Source organism: Aestuariibaculum suncheonense (assembly GCF_014596935.1).
In the GTDB taxonomy this organism is placed as follows: domain Bacteria; phylum Bacteroidota; class Bacteroidia; order Flavobacteriales; family Flavobacteriaceae; genus Aestuariibaculum; species Aestuariibaculum suncheonense.
The window spans coordinates 117,604-138,313 of the sequence record NZ_JACVXC010000001.1; the positions used below are offsets into that span (position 1 = coordinate 117,604).

12 protein-coding genes and 1 tRNA gene are annotated in these 20,710 nt (G+C 35.8%); 12 read left to right on the plus strand and 1 reads right to left on the minus strand.

The genetic code is table 11. The annotated features are described in order from the left end of the window. The first annotated feature begins 33 nt into the window (after positions 1 to 33). A tRNA-Asn gene (locus tag ICJ84_RS00580) sits at positions 34 to 107 on the plus strand. A gap of 194 nt (positions 108 to 301) precedes the next feature. Here the strand turns inward: ICJ84_RS00580 and ICJ84_RS00585 are convergent. Further along, positions 302 to 595, minus strand: a complete 294-nt coding sequence (locus ICJ84_RS00585) for a hypothetical protein (RefSeq protein WP_188214418.1) — start codon at positions 593 to 595, stop codon at positions 302 to 304. Positions 596 to 821: 226 nt separating this feature from the next. On the opposite strand from ICJ84_RS00585, the gene ICJ84_RS00590 reads away from it, so the two are divergent. The 11 genes from ICJ84_RS00590 to ICJ84_RS00640 all read left to right on the plus strand — a co-directional run bounded on the left by ICJ84_RS00590 (position 822) and on the right by ICJ84_RS00640 (position 20,444). Beyond that, entirely contained in the window at positions 822 to 1,220 is a 399-nt protein-coding gene (locus ICJ84_RS00590; protein ID WP_241748692.1) for an Arm DNA-binding domain-containing protein, read from the plus strand. Between the two features lie 129 nt (positions 1,221 to 1,349). Beyond that, positions 1,350 to 1,496 (plus strand): hypothetical protein, encoded by a 147-nt coding sequence (locus ICJ84_RS00595; RefSeq protein WP_188214420.1) that lies wholly within the window; start codon positions 1,350 to 1,352, stop codon positions 1,494 to 1,496. Positions 1,497 to 1,619: 123 nt separating this feature from the next. Continuing rightward, positions 1,620 to 2,360, plus strand: a complete 741-nt coding sequence (locus tag ICJ84_RS00600) for a helix-turn-helix domain-containing protein (RefSeq protein WP_188214421.1) — start codon at positions 1,620 to 1,622, stop codon at positions 2,358 to 2,360. A gap of 12 nt (positions 2,361 to 2,372) precedes the next feature. Next, positions 2,373 to 4,088, plus strand: coding sequence for a sodium:solute symporter family protein (locus ICJ84_RS00605; RefSeq protein WP_188214422.1), 1,716 nt, complete (start codon positions 2,373 to 2,375; stop codon positions 4,086 to 4,088). Continuing rightward, on the plus strand, positions 4,088 to 6,403 hold the full coding sequence (locus ICJ84_RS00610; protein ID WP_188214423.1) for an FAD-dependent oxidoreductase: 2,316 nt from the start codon (positions 4,088 to 4,090) through the stop codon (positions 6,401 to 6,403). The genes ICJ84_RS00605 and ICJ84_RS00610 overlap by 1 nt, the downstream gene beginning before the upstream one ends. 80 nt (positions 6,404 to 6,483) lie before the next feature. Beyond that, positions 6,484 to 9,663, plus strand: a complete 3,180-nt coding sequence (locus ICJ84_RS00615; RefSeq protein ID WP_188214424.1) for a SusC/RagA family TonB-linked outer membrane protein — start codon at positions 6,484 to 6,486, stop codon at positions 9,661 to 9,663. An 11-nt stretch (positions 9,664 to 9,674) separates the two neighbouring features. Then, positions 9,675 to 11,441, plus strand: a complete 1,767-nt coding sequence (locus tag ICJ84_RS00620) for a RagB/SusD family nutrient uptake outer membrane protein (protein WP_188214425.1) — start codon at positions 9,675 to 9,677, stop codon at positions 11,439 to 11,441. A gap of 175 nt (positions 11,442 to 11,616) precedes the next feature. Then, positions 11,617 to 13,536: a hypothetical protein gene (locus ICJ84_RS00625; protein WP_188214426.1), complete on the plus strand. Its 1,920-nt coding sequence runs from the start codon at positions 11,617 to 11,619 to the stop codon at positions 13,534 to 13,536. 460 nt (positions 13,537 to 13,996) lie between these two features. After that, positions 13,997 to 16,963: a CBM96 family carbohydrate-binding protein gene (locus tag ICJ84_RS00630; RefSeq protein WP_188214427.1), complete on the plus strand. Its 2,967-nt coding sequence runs from the start codon at positions 13,997 to 13,999 to the stop codon at positions 16,961 to 16,963. A 331-nt stretch (positions 16,964 to 17,294) separates the two neighbouring features. Continuing rightward, positions 17,295 to 19,061 (plus strand): DUF4955 domain-containing protein, encoded by a 1,767-nt coding sequence (locus ICJ84_RS00635; RefSeq protein ID WP_188214428.1) that lies wholly within the window; start codon positions 17,295 to 17,297, stop codon positions 19,059 to 19,061. 264 nt (positions 19,062 to 19,325) lie between these two features. Next, positions 19,326 to 20,444, plus strand: a complete 1,119-nt coding sequence (locus ICJ84_RS00640) for a hypothetical protein (RefSeq protein WP_188214429.1) — start codon at positions 19,326 to 19,328, stop codon at positions 20,442 to 20,444. Positions 20,445 to 20,710: the final 266 nt, after the last annotated feature.

Consider the following 20,710-nt stretch of genomic DNA (forward strand, 5'->3'; position numbering starts at 1 on the left):
TGCAACCGCTTAGCAAAAGCAAAACATTAACACTCCTCCTTAGCTCAGTTGGTTAGAGCATTTGACTGTTAATCAAAGGGTCCTTGGTTCGAGCCCAAGAGGGGGAGCAAAATTTAAGCCTTACAGAAATGTGAGGCTTTTTTTGTGGAGTGAAATTAAGGGTTTATCCTTATTTACCATACTTTCTCCATATCACTTCAAATTGACAAGTTGCCAAGTTTTATTAAAAAAAGGTGTTTTATTAGGTTTACCATAAAATTCAAAAGGTGTACCATTGAAAAGGGTTAAGGTTTTATATGTTTTATTGAGTTCTCATACTTCTATGTTTTATTGGTCTAATTGAGTTTTCAGAGCTCTCTCCTTCGTAAGAAATTTGAGAAGTTACATTATTTTGCTTTTTTAGTGATTTGCCAACATAATGTAGAAGTTCTTCATGCTCTTCAGGTCTAAGTAAATAACCTTTTCTAGCTCTTTCTTTTTCAGAGCCCCACTTTTTCTTATTAAGAATTATCCATAATACATCACTAATAAAATAACTGATCACTAATAAATCATTTTCAAATAGAATTGTATTATCTCTTACTCTTCTTTTCAAATTATGACTCAAACTTTTTTATAGAAATCTAGTGGTATGCATAATTCTAGTGCTTGAATACGTATAGATTTTCCTCCTTTTCTTCTAATGAAGGATTTTGCTGCTTTTATGATTTTTCTTTTTTTATCCATTCAATCTGAAATGAAGGTGTACGATATTCTTAAAAGTAGTTAAAAAAATAGTACTTAATTAATCAATATGTAAAATAATGAAACTAAATATTCGAATGCTTTTGTATAAATCAAAAGTTAATGCCTCTGGTAAATGTCCTATCCGGTGTAGATTGACTATAAATAAGGTCAGAATGGAATTTTCAACAGGAATTTTTATCAACCCAAAGTATTGGGATAGTAAGCAACAAGTTGTAAAGCCCCCTGAACCAGATGTAGATTATATGAACTCACAGTTAAGCCTTATTAAAACTAAAATTAATAGGGCTTTATTATTGCTTCACGTTAAAGATAATGCTTTTACTGTAGATGATGTTTTTAGCCTGTATAAAGGCGTTAAAACAGTTAAAGAATACAACGTGATTGAATACTCTGAACGTTACTTAAAACGTATTATAACGCTTATAGGAGTTGAGATAAAGCAAGTGACCTACGAGAAAATTGAAATACGTTAAAATGATATTAAAGCTTTTGTGAAATGGAAGTTTAAGACCAAAGATTATCCTCCAAAGAAATTTGATATGAATTTTCTAACTGAGTTATACTACTACCACTAGTACTAGTAGTATAAAATAGGGAATAAAATGATAGGAGAACGAAATATTGGTTTTGCTATTTTGGATTGGCTTGTTCACACAGCTCACCGTAACGATATTAAGGGAGAATCGATGCATGAAGAATTAAAAATAGAACTAAATTTTACCTCAAAAGAATCGATTTTGAGCACTTAGTTTACTATGCTTGGTTTGTCCGCCCTATTCATTTACCCCCTAATTTAAATCGATTTACCCCCTCCTTTTGTTTATCATTATTTATAGTTTTGAATTGCTATAATAGCAACAAAAATATAAAACATGGAAAAATTACCTTCTCAACCAATTTTAGGACTTATTGATGGTATGGAAGTTTTGCAATTACTGGCAGGTGCTGAGGTTCAGATGTCAGGAGCTGATATTTCTAGAACTTTAGGCATTGAAAGAACTAAGGTGAACAGGATTTTAAAAACCTTGGCTTATCAGGGTTTTGCAGAGGTGTCTGTAAATAAAAAATATAGGCTTGGTCCTGCAATTCATGTGTTGTCTGCACAAATCTTACATGGATCTTATTTAATAAAGAAAGCACTTAAATATTTGGTGGAACTTACGGAGTTGAATGTTGTAGTTGCCATGGGGGTATTATGGAAAGATAAAGTCGCTTATACTTACCACTGGGAGCCAGGAATTTCACCTATGGATGGATTAGGAAGGGTCGATTTATTCCCAGCAACGCTTTCGAGTATCGGACTTAAATTACTTGCAGGGAAAAGAGATGAACAGATTCAGGAAATTATCGATTTTAAAAGTGATATTCCAGGTTTTAAGTCTTCTGATGAATTTATGGATAAAATAAACAAAATCCGAGCACAGGGTTATAGTAATACTGTGTATTCTGGAAATAAGAGTATAGCTGTAAAGATAGGAGTGTCTTCAAATGTAGCTATCGCATTGGCTCATATCGGGAACGAAATGCCTATGGAAGACTATATTAAGATTTTAAATGAGAAAGCGCAGTTAATAGAGAAGTGTACTAACAAGGTGCTTTCTAGTAAAGGTTAGACCAATAAAATTATGGCTTTAAAAGATATTATAGTGTTTTTCTTGTATATACTCGGCAATGTTGCTATCAGTGTATATTTAGGTAGAAAAATTAATAACTCAACCGATTATTTTGCTGCAGGTAATCAATCTTCTTGGTGGTTAAGTGGACTTTCTGCTTTTATGACCATGTTTTCAGCAGGAACCTTTGTGGTTTGGGGAGGGATCGCCTTTAAGGCTGGTTTTGTGGCGGTTACCATTTCTATGTGTTTAGGGATAAGTGCTTTATTTGTTGGGCATTATTTAGCTGGAAAATGGCGAAAATTAGGGGTGTCTTCGGCGGCAGAATTTATAAATTTCCGTTATGGAAAATGGGCTCTTAATGTGTACACCTGGTTCAATATTCTTTATAGGTTGTTAGGGATGGCGGTAGCCTTATATTCCTTAGCGGTTGTATTGGAGGCTATTATACCGACAAACTGGAATCAACTTTTTATAAATCATATAGGACTTAGTGCTGTTAATACGATTATAGTGTTTTGTGGTGTTATTATAGTCTTATATACCATATTTGGTGGCTTATGGGCCGTATTGTTAACCGATGTTTTACAATTCGTTATTTTAATGGTAGCTGTCATCTCGGTAATACCTCTGGGCTTTATTAAAATGGGAGGAGTAAATGTCTTTTTAAATGGACTTCCTGATCATTTCTTCAATCCAGTAAATCAAGAGTTTACTTGGGTTTTTATGGCGGCATGGGTGGTTATTCATATGTTTAAAATAGGAGGAGAATGGGCCTTCGTTCAAAGATTTATTTGTGTAACAAATAATAAGGAAGCTAAAAAGGCTACTTATTTATTTGGTGTTTTGTATTTGGTTAGTCCTGTGATATGGATGCTTCCACCCATGATGTATCGTGTAGTCGATTCATCGGCAAATTTCGAACAAGCTTATGTTTTGGCTTGTAAATATGCCCTACCTGAAGGGTTATTAGGGTTAATGATAGCATCCATGTTCGCAGCAACTGTGAGTATGATTGATTCAGAGCTTAATGTTTATGCAGGAGTTTTAACCAAGGATTTTTATAAACGCATTTTTAAAGAAGCTAGTGAGAAGTCACAAGTTTTAGTGGGTAGGTTATTAACATTGATTTTAGGAGCATTAGTTACCTTTTTGGCTATTTTAATACCGAAACTAGGGGGCGCTGAAGATATTGTCTTATCGATTACAGCTTTAGTTGCAGGTGTTACAGTTTTACCTGTTATATGGGGAATGTTTTCTTCTAGAATTAATGAAAAGGGTGTCTTCGTTGCAATTATGGTTAGCACAGTGATGTTGATTTTAATTAAATACGGTTTATTAATACAGAATGGTTGGTTTGTATCTAAAAACACATCAGCTTTTGTTGAGTGGCTCAAAACATACAACAGGACTATTGAAGCCGTTTCAGGTGTTATTGTTCCCATTGTAGTATTAACCTTAGTTGAGATATCTATTAAGACACAGAGTCCTAAGTTCATCAAAATTGATCATGTTGAAGAATCTAATATTAAATTGGAGCCTTCGCTTTTTCCAGGGAAGATTATGGCCGTTGCCATTATGATTTTAGCCTTTATAGTAATGATGCTTGCTATAACTGCAGAAACTAATATTGTATCGCAATGGATTTTATTTAGCACACTTATTTTCATTAGTGTTGTTATTTGGTTTTCAATCAGACGAATAGAAATAAAAAGAAATATAGAATAATGAATAAGAAATTTGAAGATTATCAAATTGTTGTTTGTGGTGGAGGAATGGCTGGTTTTTCTGCTGCAGTAGCTGCGGCCAGACAAGGAAAGAAGACCTGCTTAATTCAAAATAGGCCGGTATTTGGAGGTAATTGTTCTTCAGAAATAGGAGTTACAATTCATGGGGCTGCTGCTTTTCATGCCTATGCAAGGGAGACAGGTATAATATCAGAATTGCTAATCGAGGAACGCGCAATAAATCATGCAGAAATTTATGAAAATGGCTGGATAAATAGCGTTTGGGATATGGTTATGTACGATATGGCTGTTAAAGAAGAGTTACTAACTTTTTATTTAAATACCGAGGTCGTAAATGTTGTATTAACTCCCAATAATAAAACTATTAAATCTGTCGTAGCTAATATTCAAAATGCTGAAACAGAGCTAACTATAAATGGTGAAGTATTTATTGATTGTACAGGAGATGGGGTAATTGCAGATATGGCTGGTTGCGAATGGCGTATGGGAAGTGAAGGACGGGATGAGTTTAATGAAGTTCATGCGCCAGAAAAAGCAAGTGGTGATGTCATGGGGAATTCAATTCATTTTAGAGCTAAAGATATGGGCAAACCAGTGCCTTTTAAAGCTCCAGATTGGGCGGTGAAGCACGAAGATCCTGCTTATTTTTATGAACAAGGACGAATCCCTAAGGAGAAACGCGGCGGGTATTGGTGGATAGAAATAGGAGTTCCCTTTCATACCATCTATGATAATGAAACAATCCGTCACGAATTAACCAGACATACGTTGGGAATTTGGGACTGGATGAAAAATCATGATCCAATCATGAAGGAGCAAACCAAAAATTATGCTTTAGATTGGATAGGGCAGGTACCTGGTAAGAGAGAGAGTCGTCGTATTATGGGCGAATACCTTATAACAGAAAATGATATCCAGAACAAAACCGTTTTTGATGATGAAGTTGGCTTTGGTGGTTGGTTTGTCGATTTGCATACACCTGGAGGATTGTTAGCACAACACGCTGAGGCATCGGCAGCAACCGAAGGAGAAGAATATAATACGTTTAACGAATATATGGTAAAATCGTATTGTGGCCCATATGGTTTTCCGTTAAGATCCTTAATTGCCAAGGATGTAACAAACCTTATGATGGCAGGTAGAAATATAAGTGCTACTCATGCCGCTTTAGGAACTTTAAGAGTAATGGGAACCACAGCGGTTATGGGACAAGCAGTTGGTGTAGCAGCCTCGGTTGCTATTAACAAAAATATGCCATTAAAAAATGTGCCTAAAGATGCAATAAGTGAAGTTCAGCAGCAATTGTTAAGAGATGGCTGTTTTTTACCAAATTACAAAAATCAAGACCCATTAGATTTTGCTAGAACGGCAGTTATCACATCTAGTAGTAACGAAAAGTTAATTGGTGTTGGTCCTGAGTCTAAAGGTATGCATAACGGTTTGGCTATTTGGAAAGATCAACCGCAATATCATAATGAAGTTTTAGAAACTAAGAAAGGGCAAATAATAGCCATTGGAAATACAAAGCTGCAAACTATTTCGGTATGTCTTACCAATACGTCAAATGAGGAACAGTTTGTAGAAGCTTGGATATTTCCTATTCAGCATATTTGGGATTACAGAGTAATTCCAGGTGCAAGCATTGCCAATACTGTTTTAAAAGTTCCTACAGGAGAAAATATCTGGGTTGATTGGCATGTAGATTTAAATGAAAGCAATGGTCTTCTAGATAATCAATATATACGTCTCGATCTAGGGGTTAATGAAAACATAAAATGGAAGGAAGCCGGATGCATAGTGCCTGGTCACACAGCTATGTATCAAATAGGAGAAACAAAGATGAGACGGTATTATAATGGTAATACCCTAAGTTTTAAGGTGTTTCCAGAGCAAGATTGCTTTAAGGCAAGTAATGTTATAAATGGTGTAACACGACCCTATCAATATACAAATGTGTGGATGTCTGATGCTAACCAGCCTCTAGAACAATGGATAAAATTATCTTGGGATGAAGCAAAAGAAGTTGAGTTGATTGAATTAACATTTCCAGGGCATTTACTGCGCGAATATCATGCCTATGCACCATTTTATAAAGACCCTCAATGTCCAAAAGATTATGAAATTTTGGGGTTGGATAATGGTAAGTGGAAAAAACTACTCACAGTAAAAGATAATTACCAACGTCAAAGAAAACATAAACTAACTAAAAAAATTAAACTAAATGAACTTAAAATAATTATTAAAAGCACCAACGGAGATACAAGAGCTTGTATATACGAAGTAAGAGTATATTAAAAAAAAGGCCATTAAAGGGTTGCAGCCTTTAATGGCCTGAATAACCATTATTAAAATAATAATCACTAAACTACAAACTTATGAAAAATTTTTATCGAAAACCCTGTATGACCAAGGGGTTATTTAAAATTTTACTGCTAGTAATTTTAGGCAGTTCAGAGGCTGTTTTTTCCTCGAACGGTTTAATTAAAACGAATGCAGTGAACGATTTTAACGAGGTTCTTCAACAAAGAACAGTAACAGGTAAAGTTACAGACCAATCGGGGATTCCGCTTCCCGGAGTTTCAATTGTTGTAAAAGGAACAACGAGAGGGGTAAGTACAGATTTTGATGGAAAGTACTCAATTAATATAACTGATGGTGAAATCCTAGTTTTCAGTTTTATTGGGTTTATTGAACAAGAGTTTGCGGTTAATGGCAATTCTACTGTAAATATAACTTTAAATGAGGATGTGTCAGAACTTAATGAGGTTGTGGTAGTAGGATATGGAACACAAAGTAAAAAGGATTTAACCGGATCGGTTTCAGTAGTGAAAGCAGATGAAATTATAGCTAGAAGTACTACTAATGTATCTAATGCATTACAGGGAACGGTTTCGGGTGTAAGTGTTACAAGAAGTAATTCGGAACCTGGATCGGGTAATACTATTAGGGTACGTGGTATTACGACCTTACAAGGTGAAAATGGACCTTTAGTACTGGTAGATAATATTCCTGTGGGGAGTATTAATGATGTTAATGCAGATGAAATAGAGTCTATTTCGGTTTTAAAAGATGGGGCTTCAGCATCTATTTATGGGTCAAGGGCTGCAGCTGGAGTAATACTTATTACAACTAAAAAAGCAAAAACAGGCAAATTTACTGCTTCTTATTCTGGTGAATATTTTACCATTACACCAACTCAGGTAAGGCGAACAGTTGGGGCAATACGGTATTTGGAGATGTTTAATGAGCAGGAATGGAACGATGCTGGTAATGCAGCTGGAAAAGAATATCTAAAATATGATGAAGATTTTATCTCAAATTATTTGGCCAATAACCAAACAGATCCAGATAACTACCCAAATACCAATTGGAGGGATTTAATTTTAAAGAAGAACACATCTGGTTATCGTCATAATGTGAGTTTTTCAGGAGGGACAGATAAAATTAAATCTGTGGCCAATTTTGGTTACGAAACCCAGGATGCCTTATATAACCATAGAGATTGGACAAGAATTACAGGGAGGTTAAACAATAGTATGGAGCTGTCTGATAAATTTGGTGCTAATCTTGATTTCGGCTTTAGGTTAACCGATGATAATAGGCCTGTTACAGATCCAACCATAAGAGCAATAGAGTCTGCTCCTATTTATGCGGCTTTATGGCAGGATGGAAGAATTGCAGAAGGGAAAACGGGTGATAATGTTTATGCGAGGCTAGAAGAAGGTGGATTTAGTAAAGATAAAAATTACCTGTTTTATGGAAGATTTGAAGTTTACTTTAATCCTATTAATGATTTAAAGCTGTCTCTTAATATCGCTCCAAGACATCGATTTAATAAATATAAACAATTTAACCAATCCATTCCGTATTGGGCATTCGATAATCCTAACCAAGAAGGAAATCCTGAAGGTTATATATCTTCTCACAATGATGCGCAAATTAGTTTAAAGGAGACCCGCAGGGATGATTTTAGCTTAACTACCCAAGCCTTGGCTAATTATGATAGTTCATTTGGGAAACATAATGTGAGTGCCACCTTGGGCTATGAAGAGTTTTCTTCTAAAAGCGAGAGACTAGGAATCCATGGTCGCTTTTATTTAGACAATAATTATCCCTATTTAAGCCAAGCTCCTGTTGATGGAGTCTTTAATATAGAATATTCATGGCCTGAAAGAGATAATTACACCTATGTGGATGAATATGCCTATCGTTCTGTGTTTGGAAGGGCGGCTTATGATTTTGATAAAAAATATTTAATACAAGGCAGTATCCGTAGAGATGGCTCATCACGGTTTGGTAAAGCATACCGATGGGGATCTTTTCCGTCTGTCGCAGCGGGCTGGGTGGTTTCTGAAGAAAATTTTATGGCACCATTAAAGGGATCTATTGACTTTTTAAAGTTTAGGGCCACTTATGGTAGTCTTGGGAACGATAGGTTGGGTAATTACCTGTATCAATCGGTATTGCAATTTTCAAATGTTTTGATTTCCAATGGATCAAATGTAGAGTCTGTTAGAACAGCGGCACAACGATATCTTGCCGTAGAAGATATTACTTGGGAGACGACCACCTCGTTTAACTTAGGTTTGGACTTAAATATGTTCAATTATAAATTATCGGTTACGGCAGATTATTTCAAAAAAGAAACTACCGATATGTTATTGGATTTAAGTATACCTGCCTTAAGTGGTTATGAAGACCCAACAGATAATGTGGGAAGTATGGATACAAAAGGTTGGGAAGTCGCTGCCATCTGGAAAGATAATATTGGTAAATTAAAGTATTCTGCTTCGTTTAATATATACGACTCTGAATCTATCATTGGAGATATAGCGGACAAACAGTTATTTTCTGAAAATACTATTTCAGAGCAAGGGGTTGAATTTAGAACATGGTATGGCTTGCAATCAGATGGAATTTATCAAACACAGGATGAAGTAGTTAATTCTGCCGTAACAAGTGGGGTTGTAAGTCCTGGAGATATAAAATATAAAGATATAAGTGGGCCGGATGGTGAGCCAGATGGGAAAATAAATGAACATGACAGAACCTATTTGGGAGGATCGCTGCCAAGGTACCAGTATGGCGGGAATATTAATTTGGCGTATAAGGGCTTCGATTTTGGAGTGGCATTCCAAGGCGTTGGTAAATACTTGAAAAACATTGGAACATCTTTTATTAGACCGTTTAAAGAAGACTGGTTGTCTCCTCCTCAGTTATTGGACGGTAACTATTGGAGCGCCTATAACACACCAGAAGAAAACTTAAACGCAATTTATCCAAGATTGTCCAAAACATCGGGAGGGAACAACTACAGGTTTTCTGATTTTTATTTAAAGGACGCTTCCTATTTAAGAATTAAAAATATCACTTTAGGGTATACAATCCCTTCCAAAAGTTTAAAGAGTATTGGGATTTCAAGTCTTAGGCTTTATGTTTCTGGAAACGATTTGTTTACATTCGATAAGTTGCCAGAGGGTATTGATCCAGAACAAGGAGGAGGTAGTTATTTAATTACCAAGTCTTACATTTTTGGAATAAAAGCTAATTTTTAAAATAGTTAAAAATGAAAACATATATATATAAAATACAGTTAAGTTTGGTTTTGGCTTTTATGGCTGTTTCATGTACGAAATTGGATTTGTCGCAACCAGATGTGGCAAGTTCAGGAAACTTTTACCAAACAAAGGAGCAATTTAGACAAGGGCTAAATGAAGGATATAGATCTGGTTTTTGGATTTTTGATAAATCGCAAAATGGGTTTGATGATGATTTTATGCGTCGAACTTTATTAGAGCCAGTAAAGCAAGGGTCTATTTCATCGGAGTATGACCATGCCATAAATACTTGGACCGCTATGTATAAAGGCATTACCAGAATGTTGGTTGTGCTTAAAAAGATTGAAGAGGATACAAGTGTTTTAACCCCTCAGGATAAGGAAACTTATAAGGCAGAAGCGTCTTGTATATTAGGTGCTTATTGGTCTTGGATGATCAATCATTTTGGCGATGTTCCTTTTTATGAAGAAGAATTATCAATTGAGGAATCGTTTGTGATATCAAGAACCAGTAAAAGTGAAATCCTTCAAAAAATTTATAATTATTTTGATGTTGCCATTGCCGGGTTACCTGTAGAACAGGTAGATCGCGACTATTTAACAAAAGGAGCGGCCTATGCCTTAAAAGCCCGTGCAGCTATTTACCAAAACGATTATGCTACGGCTGCCACGGCTGCCAAGGGGTGTATGGACCTAGGGGTTTATGATTTACACCCAAATTTTGGGGAACTTTTTAAAACAGCAACAAGAAGTTCTGACGAAATAATATTTCAAATTCCAAGAAGTGTAGATTTAGGTGAAGCAGAAACTACAAACTGGATGGTGCAAGATTTTCTTCAAAGAAATTTAGGGGGGTATTTAGCTAGAAACCCGACTTGGGAATTATTGGCATCTTTTGAATGTACCGATGGCTTGCCAATTGATGAATCACCGTTATTTGATCCTTTGAATCCATTTAAAAATAGAGATCCGCGTTGTGCCATGACCATTATTCCTTTTGGTTCATTAGAGGATGGTGACGGATTGGATCCAAGCTCTGGATATAATAATTTAGGCATAGAATATACACCGCATCCTTTACGTAAACAGGTGTTAGATTACACTACGGGTAATTTAAGAAGAAATAATGATACTCAATCGGTAGCAGGATTTGCGTCATTCAACGGATTAGGTTGGAAAAAGGGTGTAGATGAAGGCTGGTTAGATTATATAGAAGATAGTAATTTAATTTGGATGCGTTATGCAGATGTACTCCTAATATATGCCGAAGCTAAAATTGAATTAAATCAAATTGATCAAACGGTACTGGACGCTATCAATGAAGTAAAATCAAGAGCTTACAATGGTACTGGAAAATCAGCACCATTGGTTACCACAACCAATCAAAATGAGTTAAGGTTAGAGTTAAGAAATGAAAGACGTATGGAGTTTGCTAACGAAGGGTTACGTTATATGGACTTAATAAGATGGAGGTTAGCAGAAAAAGCATTGTCTAGAGGTATTATTGGGCAGTTGGCTGTGTCAACCAATACAAACCCAAATGTAGTGCCAACAGGACCTCTTATGGATAATGTGGTTAATCCAGGTAAATATTTTTGGGGATTGGTGCCAGAAATTGATGACCAAGATGGGTTGCCTGATTTTACAGCATTGTTAGATGCCAATTTATGTAGAATTCTTGTAGATACAGATTTCCCAGAAAGGCAATATTTATGGCCTATACCAGCAAGTGAAAGGTTGCTAAACAAAAACTTGACCCAAAACGACGGATATTAATTTGTTAGTTATGCTCTCCAACAGTAATCATGTTGGAGAGCTATTTTAATTAGTAGAGAGTACTTTATCTTTAACAAAAGAAGTATATATTGAAGTTTGTTTTGACCTTAAACAGTATTTACTTTACTTATTACGGATATTCATTTATTATTTTAATAATAATAGCATTTATAGTATGAAAAGAGCATTAATATTTTTTGTCGCATTAATTTTTATTGGATGTCATTCTAATTCTACCAAGCAAATCGTTGCCAATAATAATGTAACTATTTATCCAGATAAAATAAAACAAACGGTTTGGGGTATTGGATTCGAAATTCAGAGTGATGCTATCGGTTCAGGAAATACAGGGTTACCAGAAGACAAGCATGCTGTACCTCATGATTTAACCAAGCAAGAAAGAGAGCGATTTGCTACTGAAATGCTAAAAGGCTTTCGGTACTGCAGAATCGCAGGAGGGTTGTATTGGAGAGGATTAGATGCGGAATCTAAATACTTACAACCACGTTGGCCAGAACAGCTGGAAGAGTTAAGAGAAATGATTGATGTTGCCGGAGTTGAAGGTGTTTCCTTGGAATACTGGTCGCCAGCTCCATTTTGGAAAGCCAATAATAGTTATTTAGGCAAAGGAGGTGCAGATAAATACAATACACTACGTTGTTTTGGTCCCGATTTTGGCACAGATCCTATATACAAAGGCGATACCTTAAGGTTTTTAAACGATTTTGCAGAAGCTTGTGTGACCGATTTACAAACCTTAAAAGAAGCTGGTATTAAACCTTTGAAGTGGGGACTTCAAAACGAGCCAATGGTATCTAATAACCAACAATATTCAACCTGTAAGTATTTTTCTAAAGAGGATTATGTTAAGGCTTATGTTGCTGCAGCAAAAGCGATTAGAAACTACGACCCTTCAATTTTATTAATAAGTGATACCGAAAATAAATACCCTGGGAAAATTGGGCCATTTATGTCTGATCCAGAAGTGGCTTCATTGGTAGATGCCTATGTAGTGCACACGGTTGGCTGGGATTCTGAATCAGTAAAAAGTGTAGGCAAACGTATTAACGATAGTTTGCCATATAAACCTTGGTTTCAAAATGAATATGAATATTTAACAGGTGGAGCGACCCCAGAACGCTGTTTAAATACCGTACAACATATTATGAATTCGTTTCAGATAGGTGAAAATCCATCATGGTATTGGATTCATGCCCTTAAGCCTTTTAAAAATTCTGAAGCTAGCGGGTATTCATTGGGGTTCTGGAAATCTTTAGAAGAAAATCATCAAAAAGCTACATCTAATGCTTATCACCGTTGGGTTGGTGGCCCCGAAATTGTAAATCTTCCCGATAAATTTAAAACTATGGAGTTTTTAAATGTTCAACGTAAAACAAACAAAGCCCCTGGTTTAAATTTTAGTTTTATTATTAATAGGCCGGCTACAGCCTATATGCTGGTTGAGCAAAAGGGAGAATATGTTCCAGATGGATGGGAGCTAACAGATATTAAATTAGATAGTGAAAATAGTAATGATCTTGTCTATAAAAAAACCTTAAAAGAAGGAGATCAAAGAATAGCAGAGCATAACGGAGAAGCAAATGGATTTTATGGAGCTCCGCATGCTATTTTTTTAGAATCAGAATTTAAAGACTTTAAGGTAGAGGTTGGTATTAATAGTCCTATAAAGATCCGTTCTGAAGCTTTAAAATTAGAACAAGCTGCGGCTAATTTAAAACCGGGACATTGGATCTATAACGATTTTAACTGGAATGCTGTTGGAAGTTTTGTGAAAAGGATGCCTTGGGACTGTAAGGTGATCGACTTAGTTGAAGATAGTTATAATAAGGATGCCCGAATATTAACTTTTGTTAAGCCAAACGGTAAGCATACTATTGTGGTTTCTAACCGTACCAGTGAAGAATATACATTTAAAATAAATACTGGTATAGCAAACGCTAAATGGAAAGGGTACAGATATTCGCCATTTGAAAGAGGAGAAAACACCATGGGTGTCGAAATTGGAGAACAAAAAGGAGCCATACTGTGTCCATCATTACCAAGCTTGAGCTGGGAATTTTGGGAAGAAGAATAATAATTAATTGAGAGCATGTTAAGGGCTTGACAAGCTTATAGGTTGCTACTTAGTAAAAACCATGGTACTTATTGGGGGTTAAGCCTAATGTGTACCGTGGTTTTTTTCATTTTAATAAACAAGCCATTTGTTTATCTATTTAAAACTATGTTTAGGTATATATAACCACTGTCTAGTAATAGTAATTGGGTAACTTGTTTTCTATAAGTATGGATGCTCATCATGTTTTTAAAGAAATGTTTAAAAGTCGTCATATACAATTAAAAGAGCGACATTAACAGATCAATAAATTAGTAATGCCCTACCAGTATTGACTTTAAGGGAATAAAAAATGATATCCCTCCTAACTTAAACCTAATTTTCCCCTTTTATTTTTTAAATTATTTTTTTCTTTGACATTATGCTTAAGGTATAAGTATTTAAAAATTAAATAATTAACAACCAACTAAACCACTTTTTTATGAAAACAACTTTTACCCAAAGGAGATCCCTTATAACGGTCTTGATACTATTTATAAGTATTGGCATTTACAGGGTTCAAGCGCAAACACCTCAAATATGGAAACGATATACAGGGGAAATAACAGACCCTAATATTCCTGTACTTCCCAATTATTCCTATGCAGGCTATATGAGAGGCGAAATGGCCATACCAGAAACTTTTACTTATCCTATTTTTGATGTTACCGATCCGGCTTATGGTGCTGTTCCAGATGACGCAAATTCTGATCAAGCTGCTATACAGGCTGCTATTGATGCGGCTGAAGCAAACGGAAGTGGGATTGTGTTTTTCCCCCCGGGTGAATATTTAGTCAATACAGACCCTAATAACACATCACCCATTACTATTAATTCCTCCAATATCATTCTAAAAGGTAGTGGATCTACTCCGGGAGGAACCATTATTAATATGAAAAACTATATGCGGTTGCCTTCTGGAGTATCGGCTTGGGATAACAAACCCATGTTTGTGTTTACTCCTGTTAATAGTCCCAGCATAAATACAGCAAATGTTACGCAAAATGCCAGTCGCGGGGATAATTTTATTTATGTGGATAATCCTCAATTGTTCCAAAATGAAAAGTACTGCAAGTTGGTAATGGATGCCAATACAGCAGCCAATAACGACTATTTGGATGGTAAAACACCCAGAAGTATTTGGACAAGCATTATTAACAATGGAGTTGCTTTAAGCGAAACCCATGAAATAGAATCGGTTGATTTGGCAAATAACCGTGTTTATTTAAAAGATCCCATAATAGATGATGTCAATGCGTCGTATAATTGGAGGCTTGAAACGATTACCCTTTTAGAAAATTGCGGATTTGAAGATATCCATTTTAAGGCAAACTTTACAGATAGTTTTGTACATCATCAAGATTACATCCATGACTATGGATGGAAAGCCATAAGATTGAATAAAGCAGCCCATTCTTGGGTTAGGCGAAGTAGATTTAGTGATCTTAGTAATTCGGTAAAATTTACGGGCTCTTCTTACGCCTCATCTATTTTAAATATTTTGGTAGACGGTAATAGTGGACACTCACTATCTATAGTTGATGGTAGTTCTTCCAGAATTCTTCAAGGGTTAATTTGGGATAATACCTCCTCGGGGCAATTTCATGGATCAGATATGTCTGGTAAAGCCTGCGGATCGGTAGTGTGGAGAATAGATGCCCAAAAGGGCAGAGGTATGGATTTACATGCTAGTATGCCAAGAACAAACTTAGTAGACCTTTATACTATGGTATTGGAAAGTGGAGCTGGGGGGAGTTATGTAAACCTCCCTCACCATCTTACTGGACTTACCATGTGGAATATAAAAAGAACGGGAACCTCATCTTTAACACTCGATTTATGGAATGACTGTGGAGGTAATTATTGTGGGCTCACAGTAGTCAACCCCATTATTGTTGGTTATCATGGTAATAGCTCAACGACTTTCGTACAGTCCAATGTTAAGTACGAAGAAAGTAACGGAACTAAAGTAAGCATTGAATCTTTATATGAAGCACAGTTGGAATTCCGTTTAGGAATCAAACCAGCATGGGTAGATGCTGCTATTAGCGAATGGGATACCTTAAGGACAGAATGGTATGCAACTGTTCCACCACCACCTACACCTACAGAATCTACACTTGAACCTATTAATGATGCACATGTAAGAAGTGGTTCTTTTGGAAACACAAACTACGGGAGCTTAACTAGTATGGAAGTGAAAAATGCTAGCGGAAAACAAGCTAGAAAGATTTTTTTATCATTTGATGTTTCTGCCTTAACAAACATTTCAAGTGCTAAGCTGAGGCTAACTCCAGATAGCCCCGGGGCTACAGATTACGATTTAAAATATGTGAGTGACGATAATTGGAACGAAACGAGTATTACATGGAACAATATGCCTACAGCTTCCAATTCGTTGGGTATTCAGCCAGGTGGGTCAGGACCATTAGAATGGGATATTATTAGCCAGGTTCAAAGCGAAATTAATGGCGATGGCATTTTGTCTTTAGAACTAACGGGAGTTAGTTCGAATGTTTATGGCAGCTTTTTTTCTAAAGAACATCAAGATACTAATGTAAGGCCAGTTTTAGTGATTGGCGGAACTTCCAGTACTTCCAGTATAGAATTATTAGCGGAAGAGGACGCCTATGCTCGTTCTGGTAGCTATACTAACACTACTTTTAACGATACAGATTTGATAGCAAAAAATGATGGTGCAGAATATACTAGAGAAGCTTACTTAAAATTTAATCTGTCTTCTATTAGCGATCAGATTGTGAGTGCTAAACTACAACTAGTTCCTAAAACGGGCGTAGATCCAGCCACTAATGTAATCCATGATTTAAAATTTGTGTCAGACGATAGTTGGTCAGAAACTACTATTAACTGGAGCAACAAACCTTTGTCTAGTACACTTCTAGATAGCCAAATTGTTAGTCAAACTGGTACGACAATGCTTTGGGACGTGACCGCACAGGCCGAAAATGAACGTACTGGAGATGGTTACCTTTCCATTCAGTTAAGTACAGCCAGTAATGCATGGGTGGTTTATAATTCAAGTGAATCCGGAAGTGGTGTGCCTAAATTAATTTTAGAGTTGTCCGAAGGGAATTCAAGTAAGCAATCTTCTACAAAGATATCTGCTGAACTTGAAATGTCGATAGCTGATTTAAAATCAGATATCCCCTCTGATTACTTTGGTTATTTTCCAAATCCGACTAAGGATTATTTGAATTTAAAATGGGGCGAGACTATCCGTTCTTATACTATAACAGATTTAGGAGGTCGGGTAATTAAAACAATGAAAAGCATCAACCAAAAAGAAATTTCTATTGACGTTCAAAATATAAAAACAGGAATTTATTTTTTAGAGTTACTTAACTATAGTGCGACAAATAGAAAGGTTGTGAGATTTGTGAAGAAGTAACAACTATTTCGATTCTGTTTAAATAATTTTTAGCAATCGTAAGCAGGAATGCTTACGATTGCTTTTTGTTTTGAAAGCCTAATTTAAGCGTTATATATTCCCTTGTGGTATCTTTTTTCTATAAAAAGAATCTCTTTGAGAACTTGTACTATTTAAGGATAATAACTAAATTTATTAAGGCCTTATATAGATTTGAGAAGCCTTCAGTAAAGGGTTCCAAGTTTAAAAAGAATGATATACCCCCTATCTTAAAGTTAATTTTGCTCTTTTTTTTTAAATATCGTTTATTTCTTTGTTTAGAATCGAAATTAATAGCAAACCCCACCCAATTATGAAAGCAGTTTATACTCAAAAAAATATAGTTATAATAGCTTTAATAGTGTTTATAAATAGTGGTGTTTGTAAAATTATGGCACAAACACCTCAAATATGGAAACGATATACAGGGGAAATAGCAGAGCCTAACATTCCTGTACTTCCCAATTATTCCTACGCAGGCTATATGAGGGGGGAAATGGCCATACCGGAAACTTTTGTATATCCTGTTTTTGATGTTACCGATCCGGCTTACGGTGCTGTTCCAAATGATGAAAACTCGGATCAAGAGGCTATACAGGCTGCTATTGATGCAGCCGAAACAAATGGTGGCGGGATTGTGTTTTTTCCTGCTGGAGAATACTTGGTCAATACAGACCCCAATAAAACTTCTCCCATCACCATCAATTCCTCAAATATTATTTTGAAAGGAAGTGGCTCTGTTCCTGGGGGAACCATCATAAATATGAAAAATTATATGCGCTTGCCTTCTAGAGTGTTGCCTTGGGACAATGTTCCCATGTTTGTATTTAACCCTGTAAACATGCCTGCTGTAGAAAGTACATCAATTACTAAAGATTCTAGGCGGGGTGATAATTTTATTTATGTAGACAACCCGGTACTTTTTTTAAAAGCAAAATATTGCCGTTTGGTAATGAATGCTAACACAGCTGCCAATAATGTGTATTTAGAAGGTAAAAGGCCTAGAAGCATTTGGACAACCATTATTAATAATGGAGTGTCCTTACAGGAAATCCACGAAATAGAATCGATTGACATAGCTCATAAGAAGGTATATTTTAAGGATCCTATAATTGATAATATAAATTCAGCACACCATTGGAAAGCACAAACTTTTACGTTACTTGAGAATTGTGGCTTTGAGGACATCCATTTCAAGGCTAATTTTTTAGAGACTTTTGTCCATCATAAGGACTATATTCACGATTATGGTTGGAAAGCGTTAAAAATGAGTGGAGTGGCACATTCATGGGTAAGACGAAGTCGTTTTTCTAGTGTAAGTAACTCTGTAAAAATTACAGCTTCATCTTATGCTTCCTCCATTTTAAACATTTTGGTAGATGGTAATAGTGGTCATGCCCTCTCTATTGTCGATGATGGCTCTACAAGAATATTGCAAGGTTTAATTTGGGACAATACCTCCTCAGGCCAGTGGCACGGTGCAGACATGTCTGATGAAACCTGTGGATCGGTGGTTTGGAGAATATATGCTCCTAAAAAATATGGTATGGATTTACATGGTAGTATGCCAAGAACTAACCTTGTGGATTTATATACCATGAGTTGGGTAAGTGGTGCTGGTGGCAATTATGTAAACCTCCCTAACCATCTTACGGGGCTTACCCTATGGAATGTTAAAAGAACAGACAGTAGTTCTACAAAAGTTAACTTGTGGAATGATTGTGGAGGTGATTACTGCGGTTTATCTATTGTAAATCCCATTATAGTGGGGTACCATGGTAAGGCTTCTACAACTTTTGATCCGGCTCAGGTTAAGTACGAAGAAAGTAACGGTACAAAAGTAAGCATAGCATCTCTGTATGAAGCGCAATTGGAACACCGTTTAGGGGCTAAACCCGATTGGATTGATAGTGCTTTAGACAAATGGAACACCTTAAAAGAAGATTGGTATGCTACAGATACATTAGAATTGATGCCCAGAGGAGATGCTCACGTAAGGAGCGGAACTTGTGGTTATATCAATTCTGGACAATCTACAAACCTTGAAATAAAAAGAGATGGAGGTAGCTATCAAAGATAAGTCTTCCTAACTTTTGATTTGTCTAGAGTACAACTCTTATCAAGCGCTAAATTATTATGGATGTTCAAGATCTGAACAAAGGCATTTTTATTGTTGAATTATACAAAAGTAATACTGGTAGCAGGTCTGTTTAAAAGTTTGAGAAAGAATAATAATACCCTTAAAATAGATTAGTTACGTTGGTCAATTGCAAAGAACTACCAGCAAAATAAAACGTTCTTATGCTCATTAAATTTTAAATCTTAGTTTTAAATGAAAAGTAAAATGAAAAAAAAGTTATCACATTTTTTTAGCTTGTTAATTGTCACAATTTTATTTGTTAATTGCTCTGGTGATAATCAAGTTGAAGAACAACCAGAAGAAGTAGTCGATGATGGCAAGGTACTAATAGAAAGTCTTATTGCCGAATTCGCCAAAGTAGGTGTTGATGGAGGTATTCCAAGTGGTTTACAGGTTGTAAAAACCTTAACACAAGGTGACGATATTCAAACAGCAATTGATGAAGTTGCGGCTACAGGAGGCGGTGTAGTAGTGTTAAAATCTGGGCAATATCCGGTATATACTACTTTAAACCTTAAAAGCAATGTTGTTTTACGTGGAGAAAACAAAGATGATGTCGTTATTAATTCCCTAATAAGGTCCTACTGGAGTCAAGGTAAGAAAAATACCATAAATTTTGATGCAGTCTCTTATGCGGGTTTAGAAAATTTAACTATTAATTATAAAGTAGAGGGTTTTGAGCCCAAAGACAGGGAAACATGGTTAACCGGATACTGGTGTGGTGAGTGTTTTGAAAATGATCCTGATGGACAAACCGATCTATATGTAAGGCAGGTAGCATTAACATCGTCTGCCAAAAATTGTTGGGTTACTGATTGTAAAATATTAAATTCAGGAACAGACCCTATTTTGGTTGCAGGAGAACATAATACACTTAAAGGTAATTATATAGATAGGTGTTTTAACAAAGGTGGTTCCGGTAATGGGTATTATGATATTAGGGGTAAGTATAATTTAATTATGAGTGAAACTATAAAGAGAATTAGGCATTTGGCTATTCAGCAAGGGGCTAGTTACAATGTTATATCGGATTGCTATATAGAAGGCGATGTGAATTTTCACAATGGAGATAAAGGTAGAAATCTTGTGGAGAAGACTGAAATCTATCTTCCAACTTGGCACGGTTGGGACATATTTGGAACAGGGGCTGCAGAATATGGACACAAACCACCAGGAGATGACAATATTCTTGTAAACAATATTACAAATTATAAAAATGAGGGACCTAGGTATGCCAATCCTAATACTATTTATTCATTTAAAGGATTTGGAAAGCCTGTCATTACCAAATATACTTTACCTGAATCTGGAAAGTTTTATTGAGAATATATAAAGGAATAACACAAGTTGGTTAAGGACAACCATTTGTTTTCAGATATTTTGTTGCGTTAAAATGAAATTAGGTTACCCTTAGTAGGGAAATTGTAAAGAGGAACAAATAAAGAGTAGGCTTTTGGAAATTAGCCTGCTCTTTGTTCGCTATATAATAATGGGTTTCAAAATAAAAACAGGAATGCTTTTTAAGCACTTTTAAGGTTCTGTCTCCATTTTATTAAGTTATGACTATAATTCTTCTTCTTATACTTTAG

Excerpts from the sequence above, each read along its gene's own strand:
- ICJ84_RS00590 (WP_241748692.1), top strand. The coding sequence starts at position 822 with ATGCTTTTGTATAAATCAAAAGTTAATGCCTCTGGTAAATGTCCTATC.
- ICJ84_RS00595 (WP_188214420.1), top strand. The coding sequence starts at position 1,350 with ATGATAGGAGAACGAAATATTGGTTTTGCTATTTTGGATTGGCTTGTT.
- ICJ84_RS00600 (WP_188214421.1), top strand. The coding sequence starts at position 1,620 with ATGGAAAAATTACCTTCTCAACCAATTTTAGGACTTATTGATGGTATG.
- ICJ84_RS00605 (WP_188214422.1), top strand. The coding sequence starts at position 2,373 with ATGGCTTTAAAAGATATTATAGTGTTTTTCTTGTATATACTCGGCAAT.
- ICJ84_RS00610 (WP_188214423.1), top strand. The coding sequence starts at position 4,088 with ATGAATAAGAAATTTGAAGATTATCAAATTGTTGTTTGTGGTGGAGGA.
- ICJ84_RS00615 (WP_188214424.1), top strand. The coding sequence starts at position 6,484 with ATGAAAAATTTTTATCGAAAACCCTGTATGACCAAGGGGTTATTTAAA.
- ICJ84_RS00620 (WP_188214425.1), top strand. The coding sequence starts at position 9,675 with ATGAAAACATATATATATAAAATACAGTTAAGTTTGGTTTTGGCTTTT.
- ICJ84_RS00625 (WP_188214426.1), top strand. The coding sequence starts at position 11,617 with ATGAAAAGAGCATTAATATTTTTTGTCGCATTAATTTTTATTGGATGT.
- ICJ84_RS00630 (WP_188214427.1), top strand. The coding sequence starts at position 13,997 with ATGAAAACAACTTTTACCCAAAGGAGATCCCTTATAACGGTCTTGATA.
- ICJ84_RS00635 (WP_188214428.1), top strand. The coding sequence starts at position 17,295 with ATGAAAGCAGTTTATACTCAAAAAAATATAGTTATAATAGCTTTAATA.
- ICJ84_RS00640 (WP_188214429.1), top strand. The coding sequence starts at position 19,326 with ATGAAAAAAAAGTTATCACATTTTTTTAGCTTGTTAATTGTCACAATT.